This window comes from Hungatella sp. SB206, from assembly GCF_051132295.1.
Taxonomy (GTDB): Bacteria; Bacillota; Clostridia; order Lachnospirales; family Lachnospiraceae; genus Hungatella; species Hungatella effluvii.
Window position 1 is genome coordinate 3,553,392 of the sequence record NZ_CP096603.1, and the last position, 14,306, is coordinate 3,567,697.

The 14,306-nt window shown below is 49.0% G+C and carries 13 protein-coding genes; all 13 read left to right on the plus strand.

Annotated elements, in window-relative coordinates; all coding sequences use genetic code 11:
• Nucleotides 1-229 precede the first annotated feature (229 nt).
• Complete coding sequence (locus M1L66_RS15535; RefSeq protein WP_434693981.1) at nt 230-484, plus strand: hypothetical protein; 255 nt, start codon at nt 230-232, stop codon at nt 482-484.
• Entirely contained in the window at nt 462-806 is a 345-nt protein-coding gene (locus M1L66_RS15540; protein WP_434693984.1) for an arsenate reductase family protein, read from the plus strand. Before M1L66_RS15535 ends, M1L66_RS15540 begins: the two co-directional genes overlap by 23 nt.
• Nucleotides 807-845: 39 nt before the next feature.
• The gene (locus tag M1L66_RS15545; protein WP_434693987.1) at nt 846-1,652 is read left to right on the plus strand and encodes a hypothetical protein; all 807 of its coding nucleotides are present in this window, start codon (nt 846-848) and stop codon (nt 1,650-1,652) included.
• 164 nt (nt 1,653-1,816) lie between these two features.
• Nucleotides 1,817-2,836: a UDP-glucose 4-epimerase GalE gene (gene galE, locus M1L66_RS15550; RefSeq protein ID WP_434693990.1), complete on the plus strand. Its 1,020-nt coding sequence runs from the start codon at nt 1,817-1,819 to the stop codon at nt 2,834-2,836.
• A gap of 249 nt (nt 2,837-3,085) precedes the next feature.
• Nucleotides 3,086-4,432 (plus strand): putative DNA modification/repair radical SAM protein, encoded by a 1,347-nt coding sequence (locus M1L66_RS15555; RefSeq protein WP_187024503.1) that lies wholly within the window; start codon nt 3,086-3,088, stop codon nt 4,430-4,432.
• Between the two features lie 5 nt (nt 4,433-4,437).
• Nucleotides 4,438-5,217: a TIGR03915 family putative DNA repair protein gene (locus tag M1L66_RS15560; RefSeq protein ID WP_434693992.1), complete on the plus strand. Its 780-nt coding sequence runs from the start codon at nt 4,438-4,440 to the stop codon at nt 5,215-5,217.
• 108 nt (nt 5,218-5,325) lie between these two features.
• On the plus strand, nt 5,326-6,264 hold the full coding sequence (locus M1L66_RS15565; protein WP_434693994.1) for an alpha/beta fold hydrolase: 939 nt from the start codon (nt 5,326-5,328) through the stop codon (nt 6,262-6,264).
• Between the two features lie 201 nt (nt 6,265-6,465).
• The gene (locus M1L66_RS15570; protein WP_434693997.1) at nt 6,466-8,016 is read left to right on the plus strand and encodes a YifB family Mg chelatase-like AAA ATPase; all 1,551 of its coding nucleotides are present in this window, start codon (nt 6,466-6,468) and stop codon (nt 8,014-8,016) included.
• Entirely contained in the window at nt 8,003-9,103 is a 1,101-nt protein-coding gene (gene dprA, locus M1L66_RS15575) for a DNA-processing protein DprA (protein WP_434694000.1), read from the plus strand. The genes M1L66_RS15570 and dprA overlap by 14 nt, the downstream gene beginning before the upstream one ends.
• A 14-nt stretch (nt 9,104-9,117) precedes the next feature.
• A complete protein-coding gene (gene topA / locus M1L66_RS15580; RefSeq protein ID WP_187024498.1) occupies nt 9,118-11,196 on the plus strand; it encodes a type I DNA topoisomerase in 2,079 nt (692 codons plus the stop codon).
• Between the two features lie 125 nt (nt 11,197-11,321).
• A complete protein-coding gene (gene codY, locus M1L66_RS15585) occupies nt 11,322-12,137 on the plus strand; it encodes a GTP-sensing pleiotropic transcriptional regulator CodY (protein ID WP_187024497.1) in 816 nt (271 codons plus the stop codon).
• Between the two features lie 233 nt (nt 12,138-12,370).
• Nucleotides 12,371-13,111 (plus strand): 30S ribosomal protein S2, encoded by a 741-nt coding sequence (gene rpsB / locus M1L66_RS15590; protein WP_187024496.1) that lies wholly within the window; start codon nt 12,371-12,373, stop codon nt 13,109-13,111.
• Between the two features lie 185 nt (nt 13,112-13,296).
• On the plus strand, nt 13,297-14,220 hold the full coding sequence (gene tsf / locus M1L66_RS15595) for a translation elongation factor Ts (RefSeq protein ID WP_434694005.1): 924 nt from the start codon (nt 13,297-13,299) through the stop codon (nt 14,218-14,220).
• Nucleotides 14,221-14,306 lie beyond the last annotated feature (86 nt).

A 14,306-nucleotide genomic window follows, 5' to 3' on the forward strand; every position in this document is an offset into this window, starting at 1 on the left:
AAGCCCTCTGGACAGGAGGCGCACTCCGTGCTGAGGAAGTATGGCTGCTGAAGCAGACGAGCTCCGGCGCAAGAGTCCGGATCACCGGGCTTTTGGAGACAGAACAGCAGGAGAATGCCGGGCTGTGCGGGAAATGCTGGATGAGGTCTTTCGAAATTTTTGTGTTTATGGTATGATGAATGCTTAAATACGAAACACTGGAGATACAGGATGGAGGAAAAGGACATTGATGATAGAGACAGAACGGCTACAGCTGATTCCGCTGACGCCGGATCAATTAAGGCTTTGGGTTACTGATATGGCAGAGCTGGAGTCGGAACTCGGTGTTGCCTATAATGCTGAGCCGATGGAAGGTATTTTCCTGAAAATTGTTGAAGGGCACTGGCCTCCATACGTGTACTGGGCAGATGCGGCTTTAAGAAGTGGAAGACAGAGGAAAATTTGTGGTGGAGGCTTGACGGATGAACATACAGATATTCGGTAAAAAGAAGTGTTTTGATACGAAGAAGGCGGAGCGGTATTTTAAGGAACGGAATATACGCGTTCAGATGATCGATATGGCGGAAAAGGGCATGAGCAAAGGAGAGTTTACCAATGTAAAGCAGGCGGTTGGAGGCGTGGAAGCGCTGATCGACGAAAACTGCAAAGACAAGGATCTGCTGGCCCTCTTAAAGTATCTGTCACCTGAGGACCGGGAGGAAAAGCTTCTGCTGAATTCCCAGGCCATAAAGACTCCAGTGGTTCGGAATGGGAAAAAAGCGACTGTGGGATACCGGCCGGAGATATGGAAAGAATGGGACGAGTAGTCCGTTCTTCAGGCACGCTCTGAGAAAGTGAGGAAATGTATGACAGGTATGAACAGGTCCAGGACGGCCCTTATAGCCGCTGCTCTTGTGTGCGTTCTTTTGTCTGGCGGCTGCGCCTCCGGACACGCGGCACAGGAGAATGGAACATCAGGAGGACAGACGCCCCCGACTTCTGCAAAAAGCAGCCAGGAGGTGAATGCGGGGACAACCTCAACCGGCATTCAGGAAGAGACCTCTCCGTCAGACAAAGATATATCGGCAGAACCGGTGAATCATGTAAATGGCAGCAGCGAAAATGGTGCCGCGGAGGCTGAAAGCCGGACGTCACTGGACTCTCTGAAGCTGCAGGAAACCGTCTTAAAAGGGATGGTCTGGACTGCATCGGAGAAGCGGATGGTCTATAATACGGCTGATAATTCGTTTGCGTGGTGGTGTCTCTACGGCATCGCGGGGACCGGAGCAGCGCAGGGAGAGACGGAGGTTTCCGTGAAGACAGGAAAGCTGAAGGAGTATATGTCCGTCCTTTTTGAAGGAAAAACGGAGCTTCCTTCCATACCGGAATCCATGGCCGGATTTATCGTGCCCGACGAAAAGGATGACGCTGTCGTATTTCACATAGAAGGAGCATTCGACGGCAGTTTTACTTTTTCGGAGCCGGAACCTGTCGATGAGGACCATGTGAAGGTTACGGGAACATGGAATACAGAGAAAACAGACCCGCCGGCTATCCAGTTTTATCTGGTAAAAAGAGCAGGGGACGATTATCCCTACACGGTCCAGTATATGGAGATGGAGGGATACGTCTGCAATGATATCCTGGAAGGCGACCGTGTCTTCGAGCCATAAAGACAGCAGTACCGTGTGCGGCAGTCTTCCGGACAGGAGAGAGCCGCACACGTTTGCATTTTAAAAATAGAAAAAATCTATAGGTTTTTCAAAGAAATCTGCATTGTTATTCCAGTTCAGACTGCTATAATAACCGTAGACAATTTTAGAAGGAGGACATGACAATGGCAATTTTAGTTACTGGCGGAGCCGGATACATCGGAAGTCACACCTGCGTAGAGCTTTTGAAGGCGGGCTATGAGGTGGTAGTAGTGGATAATCTCTGTAATTCCTGTGAGGAATCCATGGAACGTGTACAGGAGATTACGGGAAAGACGCTTGCATTCTACGAGGCTGATCTGCTGGACAAAGCAGCGATAAGCCGTATTTTTAAAGAGCAGAAGATCGATGCGGTGATCCATTTCGCAGGCCTTAAGGCGGTGGGAGAATCTGTTTACAAACCGCTGGAATACTATCACAACAATATTACCGGCACACTCGTGCTCTGTGATGTCATGCGTGAACACGGCGTAAAAAGCATTGTATTCAGTTCCTCCGCGACTGTATATGGCGATCCTGCATTTGTTCCGATCACGGAAGAGTGCCCGAAGGGAGAGATCACCAATCCATATGGCCGGACAAAGGGAATGCTGGAGCATATTCTGACCGATTTACATACGGCAGATCCGGAGTGGAATGTCATGCTTCTGCGCTATTTCAATCCGATCGGAGCTCATGAATCGGGAAGAATCGGTGAGAACCCGAAGGGAATTCCGAACAATCTGCTCCCATATATCACCCAGGTTGCAGTCGGCAAGCTGGAATCTCTCGGAGTCTTCGGAAATGATTATGATACCCCGGACGGAACGTGTGTTCGGGATTATATTCACGTTGTGGATTTGGCGGACGGCCACGTCAAGGCGCTTAAGAAGATGGAAGGCGAAAAGGGCGGCGTATTGATCTACAACCTGGGAACCGGCTGCGGATACAGCGTTCTTGACGTTATTCATGCCTTTGAAGAAGCCAATGATTTAAAGGTTCCTTACGAGTTCAAGCCGAGGAGAGCGGGCGATGTACCTCAGTGCTACGCCGATCCGGCAAAGGCAGAACGTGAGCTGGGCTGGAAGGCGGAACGCGGTTTAAAGGACATGTGCCGCGATTCCTGGAACTGGCAGAAGAATAATCCGGAAGGATATGCGGAATAAAAAGATATACTGTGATGTTATGAAGTAATGGAAAATACAACCGCTTATGCGGTGTGGACGGCTCTCCGGCGCTGGAATTCAGGCGCCGGAGGAAGCCGTTTTTTTGTTTTGTGTAACGGGATAGAAAGCGATACGAAGATAGAAAATAAAGACAAAAGATATTGCTCGAACATATATTTGAAAATACTTGATATATTCTTTACAGTATGCTAAAATAAAAGAAAAAAGAACGTATGTTCGAGGTGACCTATGCTGATTCAGGAAGATTTAAGTATACAGGAAAAACTGGAGATCCTTTCCGACGCTGCCAAATACGATGTGGCCTGCACCTCCAGCGGCGTTGACAGAAAAGGTAAGGCAGGGATGCTTGGCAACACGGTTGCAGCCGGACTCTGTCACAGCTTTGCGGGAGACGGAAGATGCATCTCCCTTTTGAAGATTCTCTTCACCAACCAGTGCATCTATGACTGCAAATATTGTATTAACCGCTGTTCCAATGACGTGGTAAGGACCGCATTTACACCGGACGAGGTCTGTACATTGACCATGGAGTTTTACAGGCGGAATTATATTGAGGGGCTGTTTTTGAGCTCCGGAATTTTATACAGCGCGGATTACACCATGGATTTGATCTACCAGACCTTAAAGAAGCTGAGAGAGGTATACCGCTTTAATGGCTATATCCACGTAAAGGCAATTCCGGGGGCCGACCCGGTTTTAATTGAAAAAGTGGGATTTCTGGCAGACCGAATGAGCATAAACCTGGAGCTGCCGACCGCGGATGGCTTAAAAAAGCTGGCTCCCGGTAAGAGCAGAAGCAAGATACTGACTCCCATGAGACAGATTCAGCGTGGCATAACCGCGAATAAGTTCGAGCTGATGGAATATAAAAGGACGCCCTCCTTCGTGCCCGCGGGACAGAGTACACAGATGATCGTGGGCGCGACGCCGGAAAATGATTATCAGATGATGATGGTGGCGGAGGCGCTCTACCAGAACTATGATTTAAAGCGGGTTTTCTATTCAGCCTTCGTCCCGGTCAACGAGGATTCCAGCCTTCCGGCGCTTCCGGGCGGGCCGCCGCTTCTGCGGGAACACCGGCTCTATCAGGCGGACTGGCTCCTGCGGTTTTACGGCTTTAAGGCATCGGAGCTCCTGACAGAGGACCGGCCGAATTTCAATGTGTTTCTGGATCCCAAGTGTGACTGGGCGCTCCGCCATTTGGAACTGTTTCCGGTAGAGATCAACCGTGCCGATTACTATACGCTTTTGCGGGTTCCGGGAATGGGAGTGAAATCCGTAAAACGAATCATCGCGGCCAGAAGGCAGGGCCTGCTGGATTTCGAATCCTTAAAGAAGATGGGAGTCGTACTGAAGAGAGCCATGTATTTTATTACATGTTCCGGCCGGATGATGTATCCGACCAGGATGGATGAGGATTACATCACCAGCCACTTAGTCGGTGATGAGCGCCGTGCAGTATGGGATATCAGCCAGCAGGGGGCTTACCGCCAGCTGTCGCTGTTCGATGACATGAAGCTTAATATGGCCCCGGTCCCTGCAGACCGGTATTCAGTAGTAACAGGGAGTATGTGAGTGATATGACGGTTTATACGTGTAAAGATAGCTTTGAAGGGATTTTAACAGGTGTGTATGACGCATGGATGAGCCGGAAGGGCCATTCCAATGTGAGACTGGAGACTGCGGGCCAATACAGCACCATGGAACTGTTCTGTGATTACATTGACGTCATACCCGACGAGGAAAAGGTGGAAAAGGTGATCCGGTCGGTGCGGACCAGAATATCGGAAGCAGCGTATGAAGCCATCTACAAGGCCTCCTTGAGCCGGAACGGAGAGAAGGCGGATCATATCTACCGTTTCCTGATTCGGGGGTTCCAGAAGGAAGCAGGCATCACCCAGAGCCTCCAGCTGCCCGAGGTATTCCAGATATTCGATATGTGCCGGAATCTTGACAACGAGGCGCATCTGGAGACGGAGTTTCTGCGGTTTATCCAGATGGATGAGGACATGCTGGTCAGCCGGATCGGCCCGAAGAATGATGTGCTGGTGTTAATCGCCCCTCATTTTGCAGACCGCATGCCGGCGGAGAACTGGATTATCTATGACGAGAAAAGGAAGAAGGCCGCCCTTCATCAGGCTGGACGGCCATGGTTTCTTATGGAGCTGGATTCCAGAGAGTGGGAGGAAAAGCTTCATAAGGCGACAGAAGACGACGAATACCGGGAACTGTGGAAGGCATTAAGGAGGAGTATTACCATAAAAGAGCGGTGGAATCCGGTGTGCCAGAGGACTCATATGCCGCTGAGGTACAGGGCGTATATGCCGGAATTTGACCATGGCTTAAAGGATCAGCGCTGATTACAGTCCGAAAGACCGGCTGAAGTCTTTCACGAACTTTACATTTATGGTATACTTCTCCTATACGACAGAATGATTCTGTTCATGTTTCAGAGAGGAGTCACTTTCATGATAAAACGAAGAGAGTTCAGAGTTCCTTCCAGCGATGGAAAATCAGGACTGCATACCGTTTTGTGGGAACCGGACGGAGAGGTGAGACAGCTTCTTTTGATTTCTCACGGAATGACGGAGCATATCCTTCGGTACGATCCATTCGCCCGCTTCCTGGCAGAACAGGGAATTGCGGTGATCGGCCATGATCATCTCGGCCATGGAGGAACGGTGCAGAATGGGCGGTATGGCTACTTTGCCGATAAGGTCGGCCATGTCTGCGTTATCAGGGATTTACATAGGACAGCCAGCCGCATCCGCGTCATGTACCCGGGGCGTCCGCTGTATATGCTGGGGCACAGCATGGGGTCCTTTTTCCTCAGACGGTATCTTACACTGTATGGGGAAGAACTGGCAGGTGCGATCATTATGGGAACGGGAGATCAGGCGATGCCGATTGTGATCGCAGGCAAACTGATTGCCGCCTCCATCGGCCTGATCAGGGGAAAAGAGTATCAGAGCAAATGGATGCACCAGCTAGTTTTGGGGAATTACAACCGTTCTTTTATGCCGTCCAGAACAGACAATGACTGGCTCTCCAAGAACTGTGAATCTGTGGATCAGTACTGCAGTGACCCGTTCTGTAATTTTAAGTTCACCGCTTCGGCGTACTGTGATTTCTTCAATATTATGCTGGATTTAAAGCTGCACCGCCAGGAGGAACGGATTCCCAGATCCCTGCCGCTCTTTATTCTGTCAGGGGCACAGGATCCGGTCGGTGAATTCGGGAGAGGCGTCAGACGCGTGTTCCGCAGATATAAGAAGATCGGCATGACGGATACCGAGATGATCCTCTACCCGGATGACCGCCATGAGCTGCTGAACGAGACAGATAAAGAAGCGGTCTGGTATGATATCTTAAGCTGGATTACGTATCACCAGTATAGCATTGCATAAATAACTGAGTAACAGTGTCTGGCAGGCAGGTTAAAAACTGCTTGCCAGACAATCTAAAATCCTGTATGATAAATACAGGTTCCAATTCAGGAACGTTCTATGAATCGATGCGGTTCTGCATCATATTTCCAACAGAGAATGAAAACACAAAATGAAAACACAGAATAAAACACAGAAATTAAAATCAGGAAGGGAGAAAGTGTGTTCAGCAAAGTGCATAGTATTGGTATTTTAGGTGTCGAAGGGTACCCTGTCGTGGTGGAGGCGGATGTGAGCGAAGGTCTCCCCGGCTTTACCATGGTTGGTTATCTCTCGGGAGCGGTGAGGGAGGCGCAGGACCGGGTTCGGACCGCTCTGAAGAATTCCGGTTTCCGGCTTCCGGCCAGAAAGATTACGGTGAACCTGTCGCCTGCGGATATCAGGAAAGAGGGAACCGGATTCGACCTTCCCATCGCGGTCGCGGTTCTGGCGGCCACCGGACTGGTGGACCAGTCGATTCTGGATACCAGCGTCCTGGTGGGAGAACTGGGGCTGGATGGAAGAATCAAACCGGTTTCCGGAATTCTGTCGATCGTGGCTGCAGCCGGGAATGCGGGAAAGAAACGGTGTTTTCTTCCGATTCCCAATGTGAGCGAGGGACAGATCATCGGGAACATCGACATCATTGGCGTGGAGGACATCAGAGAGCTGGCGGGTATGTTAAATGATCCTGACCAGCTGTCACCGGCCATAAGACAGGAAAAAGCGTGCTTTTCGGAGAAAGATGCTTACGATGTGGATTTCTCTGAGGTAAATGGTCAGTTTCTTCTCAAGCGGGCCACGGAGATCGCGGTGGCCGGCATGCATAACATCCTCTATATCGGTCCGGCCGGGACAGGAAAGACTATGGTGGCGAGACGAATTCCAACCATCATGCCATCCCTGTCCCACGAGGAGAATGTAGAGATATCGAAGATATACAGCATCTGCGGCCTTCTTCATCAGGATCAGCCGCTGCTGTCCAGGCGGCCATTTCGGAGTCCGCACCACACCATCAGTCCGCAGGCTTTGACCGGCGGAGGAAGAATTCCTAAACCCGGAGAGATTTCTCTGGCTTCCAGGGGCGTTCTGTTCCTGGATGAGTTACCCGAGTTTCAGAAAAACAGCATAGAGGTCTTAAGACAGCCGCTGGAGGAACGGAAGATTACGATCTCCAGATTGCACAGCGCTTACGAATTTCCTGCGGATTTTATGCTCGCTGCCGCTATGAATCCGTGTAAATGCGGCTATTATCCCGACCGGAGCCGGTGTACGTGTACGGAGCCGCAGATACAGCGGTACTTGAGCCGAATTTCAAAACCATTGCTGGACAGGATCGATATTTGCGCCGAGGCGGTGCCGATGAAGTATGAGGAACTGAAGGATAAGGGGAAGGGGGAACCTTCCGGTGCCATCCGGGAGAGGATCGAGGCAGCAAGGATTATTCAGAGACAGCGTTTTGAGGGCAGCGGAATCTATTTTAACAGTGCCATGAACGGGGCGCAGATCGGAGATTTCTGTCGCCTGGGCCAGCTTGAACAGGTATTTCTAAAGCGTATTTTTGAACACATGGGGCTTAGTGCCAGAGGATACGGAAAAATACTGAAAGTGGCCAGAACCATCGCGGATCTGGAAGGCAGCGGCGAAATAAAAAAAGAACATCTGGCGGAAGCGGCAGGGCTTCGCAGCCTGGAAGAAAAATATTGGGGAGGCAGTCATCGTGATATCATATAAGGAACGTCAATATCTCTGCTGGTTTCTATCCGTGCCCGGAATTGGCGCGGTTACCGGCATGCGTCTTTTTAAACAGTTTAAAAGTTTTGAAGAGATATATAATATAGAAGGAAAAAAACTGGAAAATGCAGGATTGCTGAGGCCGAAGGAGGCTGCCGCGTTCGATGCGGAAAAGTGCCAACTGGACAGACGAAAAAGAGAACTGGAAGAATTGGAAAAAGAGGGAATCCGTTTGATTGCATTTTTGGACGGGAATTATCCAAAGCGACTGCTTAAGATACACGATTATCCGGTGGGACTCTTCGTCAGAGGAGAACTTCCGGCTGAGGAGCGGCCGGCTGCTGCCATAATCGGAGCAAGAAACTGCACCAATTACGGAAAGCAGGAAGCAGAATACATGGCAGCGGAGCTGGCGAAGGCCGGAGTGCAGATTATCAGCGGCCTTGCCTACGGCATCGACGGCGCAGGCCATAGGGGAGCGCTGAAGGCCGGCGGGAAGACATTTGGCGTATTGGGGTGCGGGATCAAGATCTGTTATCCGCGGGAGAACTACGGGCTCTACGAACGCATGTGCCGCCACGGCGGTGTTCTGTCGGAGTGGATGCCGTGGGAGCAGCCGCAGCAGAAAAACTTTCCCATAAGGAACCGGATCATCAGCGGACTCTCCGATGTGATTCTTGTAATGGAGGCCAGACAGAAGAGCGGGTCTCTTATTACCGCAGGAATCGGACTGGAACAGGGAAAAGAAATTTTTGCGCTTCCGGGACGGATATCAGATCCGCTGAGCGAGGGCTGTAACCGGCTGATTTCTGAGGGCGCAGGCGTTCTTTTAAGTCCGGAGGATGTACTGGAATATTTCACTCTGAGGGATGGTAAAATATTAAGAGTTCATGAAAAAAATGAGAACGGGCTTGCCAAAAAAGAAAAAATGGTGTATAGTTGCCTCGATTTGCAACCGAAGGGGTTAGAAGAGATTGTGATCTTAAGCGGACTGTCTGTGAGTGAATGTATCGGCACACTTCTGGATCTGGAACTGGGCGGTTATGTGGTTCAGACATCCCATCAATATTATGGTAAGAGATTATAGGCGAGGAGTTTTGTATGGCGAATTGTTTAGTTATTGTGGAGTCACCCGCGAAGGTGAAAACGATTAAAAAATTTTTGGGAACGAGCTATGAGGTTGATGCTTCAAATGGTCATGTAAGAGACTTGCCTAAGAGTCAGCTGGGAATCAGCCCGGAACAGGATTTTGAACCAAAGTATATTACGATCCGGGGAAAAGGGGATATTCTTGCGAAGCTTCGCAAGGAAGTGAAAAAAGCAGATAAAATTTATCTCGCAACTGACCCTGACCGTGAGGGAGAAGCCATTTCCTGGCATTTGGTGAAGGCCTTAAAGCTGGATGAGCAGAAGGATAAGCAGGTATACAGGATCAGCTTCAATGAGATTACGAAAAACGCGGTGAAGGCCTCCTTGAAGGCGCCGAGGGAGATAGACATGGATCTCGTGGACGCACAGCAGACGAGAAGAATCCTGGACCGTATGGTTGGATATATGATCAGCCCGATTCTCTGGGCAAAGGTAAAGCGTGGCTTAAGTGCAGGCCGTGTTCAGTCGGTGGCGCTTCGCATGATCTGCGACAGGGAAGAGGAGATTAACGCCTTTATTCCGGAAGAGTACTGGAACCTTGAGGCGGATTTAAAACAGCAGGGAAGCAAGAAGGCCCTGGCCGCCAAGTTCTATGGCAATAAAGAAGGAAAGATCACGATCCGCAATAAAGAAGAACTGGATGGGATATTAAAGGATCTGGAAGGCAGCGACTACGTGGTGGATGAGGTGAAGAACGGGGAGCGGATCAAGAAGGCGCCGATTCCGTTTACGACCAGTACGCTTCAGCAGGAGGCTTCCAAGGTCTTAAACTTCTCTACACAGAAGACGATGCGTCTGGCCCAGCAGCTCTATGAAGGCGTGGAGGTGAAGGGACACGGAACCGTCGGTCTTATCACTTATCTGCGTACCGATTCTACCAGAATCGCAGAGGAGGCCGATATGGCGGCGAGGGCGTTTATCGAGGCGCAGTACGGTAGCAAATACGTGGCCAGCGGAGAACAGGCGAAGAAGAGCGGAGCCAAAATCCAGGATGCACACGAGGCGATCCGTCCCACCGATATCAGCCTGACACCGGTAATCGTTAAGGAATCGCTTCAGCGTGATTTATTCCGTCTGTACCAGCTGATCTGGAAACGCTTTGCGGCGAGCCGTATGCAGTCGGCTGTCTATGAGACGACATCCGTCAAGGTTGCGGCAGGAGATTACTACTTTACATTAGCAGCTTCGAAACTGGCTTTCGACGGATTCATGTCTGTTTACATTCAGGAGGACGAGAAGGAAGAGAGCAACGCCCTTCTTGGGAAGCTGGAGAAGGGAAGCGTTTTAACCCTTGAGAAGCTGGACAGCAGCCAGCACTTTACCCAGCCTCCGGCACATTTTACTGAGGCATCTCTGGTAAAGTCCATGGAAGAACAGGGAATCGGCCGTCCAAGTACGTACGCGCCGACGATCACGACGATTATTGCCAGACGCTATGTAGCAAAGGAAAATAAAAACCTTTATGTAACAGAGCTGGGGGAAGTTGTCAACAGCATGATGAAGCAGAGCTTTCCCAGCATTGTCGATATCACCTTTACCGCTAATCTGGAATTCCTTCTGGATAAGGTGGGAGACGGTTCCGTTCCGTGGAAGACCGTGGTGCGCAACTTCTATCCGGATTTAAAGGAAGCGGTTGACAAGGCGGAGGTGGAACTGGAGTCCGTGACCATCGCGGATGAGGTGACAGAGGAAATCTGTGAGATCTGCGGCCGGAACATGGTAATCAAATATGGCCCTCACGGTAAGTTCCTGGCGTGTCCCGGATTCCCGGAATGCAAGAATACAAAGCCGTATCTGGAGAAGATCGGCGTACCGTGTCCCAAGTGCGGAAAGGACGTCGTCATCAAGAAGACGAAGAAGGGCAGAATTTATTACGGATGCGAAGCCAATCCGGAGTGTGATTTCATGTCCTGGCAGAGACCTTCCACAGAGAAATGTCCGAAATGTGGCGCTTATATGGTCGAAAAAGGCAATAAACTGCTCTGCTCCAACGAACAGTGTGGTTACAGTACGAGCAAAAATACAAAATAGAATAATTATTAAGAAAATCGAAAATCTTCAAAAAATGATTGTTATTTTGCTGGAATAGTGTTAATATTTAAATATTAAAGGGGTATTTTGAGCTTTCCTACAAATTCTTAAGGAGGTTTTCGGTTATGAGTGTTCAATTGTTGGACAAAACTAGGAAAATTAACAAGTTATTGCATAACAACAACTCGCACAAAGTAGTATTTAACGATATCTGTGAAGTGCTCAGCGAGATATTAAATTCTAATATTCTCGTGATCAGTAAAAAGGGGAAGGTACTGGGTGTTGCGATCAGTTCTGATGTAGAAGAGATACAGGAACTGATTGCAGATCAGGTCGGCGGCTACGTGGATGGTATGCTGAATGAACGTCTGCTCGGTATTCTTTCCACCAAGGAAAATGTGAATCTCGAGACTCTCGGATTTATAGGCGACAATATCCGCAAGTACCAGGCTATTATCACTCCTATCGATATTGCGGGTGAGCGTCTGGGAACGCTGTTCATCTACAAGTCAGATGCTCAGTACGATATTGACGATATCATTCTGAGCGAATACGGAACGACGGTCGTAGGCCTTGAGATGATGCGGTCTGTAAATGAGGAGAATGCAGAGGAGACAAGAAAGGTTCAGATCGTAAAATCCGCGATCAGCACCTTATCCTTTTCAGAGCTGGAGGCAATCACTCATATTTTCGACGAACTTGACGGAAATGAGGGAATCCTGGTAGCCAGCAAGATCGCTGACCGCGTGGGAATTACCCGTTCAGTCATCGTCAACGCTCTCAGAAAGTTCGAGAGTGCAGGCGTTATCGAATCCCGTTCTTCCGGTATGAAGGGAACCTACATCAAAGTTTTAAACGATGTGGTTTTCGATGAGCTGAAGGCGATCAAGGCCGGCAACGGAAAGTCGATGCAGGGACACAGAGAGATAAAAGAACCGTAAATCAGGACGTCGGCAAAAGAAGCAGCGAAGAAAAACTGCTTCTTTTTTTTACGAAAGTATGAAAAAAATTGTCATTAAAAGTAAAAAATGACTTGCACAGGCATTAAAGATATGCTATACTAGCTAGGCTTACAAAAAAACACGTTTGCGGATTCTGGAGGAAGGTGCCGAAATATCGGTCTCCTTGGAAGCAAGAGAAGCAGACGGAAGAAAAACCAAATGGAGGTAATAACATGAGCGTTATTTCAATGAAACAGCTGTTGGAGGCTGGTGTACATTTCGGTCACCAGACAAGAAGATGGAACCCTAAGATGGCTCCGTACATCTACACAGAAAGAAACGGCATCTACATCATCGACTTACAGAAGTCTGTTGTAAAAGTAGACGAGGCTTACAAAGCCGTAGCCGACATCGCTGCAGAAGGCGGCAAGATCCTTTTCGTAGGAACCAAGAAGCAGGCTCAGGACGCGATCAGAACAGAAGCAGAGCGCTGCGGTATGTACTTTGTAAATGAGAGATGGCTGGGCGGAATGCTTACAAACTTCAAGACAATCCAGTCCAGAATTGGAAGATTAAAACAGATCGAGACCATGTCCGAAGACGGAACATTTGATGTTCTTCCTAAGAAGGAAGTTATTGCTCTCAAGAAAGAATGGGAGAAACTGGAGAAAAACCTTGGCGGAATTAAAGAAATGAAGAAGATTCCGGATGCTATCTTTGTTGTAGATCCTAAGAAAGAGAGAATCTGCGTTCAGGAAGCTCATACACTGGGAATTCCGTTAATTGGTATTGCTGATACGAACTGTGATCCGGAAGAACTCGATTTCGTGATTCCGGGTAATGACGATGCAATCAGAGCCGTTAAGCTGATCGTATCCAAGATGGCGGATGCAGTAATCGAGGCTAACCAGGGCGAGGCAACAGCTGAAGAAGCAGAAGCAGCTCAGGATATGGAAGAGGCTGTAGAGGCTTAATTGTTCAGGCAGATGAATGCTTCGACCGGCTGTGATAAGCGGGTTGAAGCATTTTTCGATTTATGGGGCAGCAGGATCCGCGCTGCGGCAGATACTGCCGTGGTGAAAAGGAAGAAGTTCCCTATAGACCAGGAAGCTTAAACCTGTATAATATGAATAACGAAAAGAATATGGAGGGAAATCAAATGGCAGCAATTACGGCTGGAATGGTAAAAGAGTTAAGAGAAATGACCGGTGCAGGCATGATGGATTGTAAGAAAGCACTTGCGGCAACCGATGGAGATATGGAAAAGGCTGTAGAATTTTTAAGAGAAAAAGGACTTGCAGCTGCATCCAAGAAGGCGGGAAGAATCGCAGCAGAAGGGCTTGTTAAGACCCTCGTAAGCGAAGATGGAAAGTCTGCGGCAATCGTTGAAGTAAACAGCGAGACAGACTTCGTAGCAAAGAACGCCCAGTTCCAGGGCTATGTTGCCGATGTGGCAGCACAGGTACTGGCCAGCAGCGCGCAGGATATGGATGCATTCATGGCGGAAGCATGGGCAAAGGATGCTTCCCTGACTGTAGCTCAGGTATTATCCAGCCAGATCGCAGTAATCGGCGAGAACATGAACATCAGAAGATTCGAGAAGATCACCACAGACAGTGTTGTAATCGACTATATCCACGGCGGCGGAAGAATCGGCGTATTACTGGAAGCTTCTGCTGAAGTTGTTAACGATGATGTAAAAGAGGCTTTAAAGAACGTAGCAATGCAGATTGCAGCTTTAACACCAAAGTATGTAAAGAGAGACGAGATTCCTCAGGAATTCGTTGAGCATGAAACTGAGATACTAAAGGTTCAGGCAAAGAACGAGAATCCGGATAAGCCGGACGCTATCATCGAGAAGATGATCGTTGGCCGTCTCAACAAGGAATTAAAAGAATTCTGTCTGTTAGACCAGGCTTACGTGAAAGATGGCGATTTAACTGTTGCTAAATACTTAGAGCAGGTTTCCAAAGAAGTTGGCGGAAAGATCGAACTGAAGAAATTCGTTCGTTTTGAAACCGGAGAAGGTCTTGAGAAAAAAGAAGAAGATTTTGCTGCTGAAGTTGCAAAACAGATGCAGTAATAGATTCCGCCGAACGTATGTGAGGAGGACTTTCCAAGGAAAGAGGATTCAGGGGGGAATCCCATGGGCATCCATGGGATTTTTCT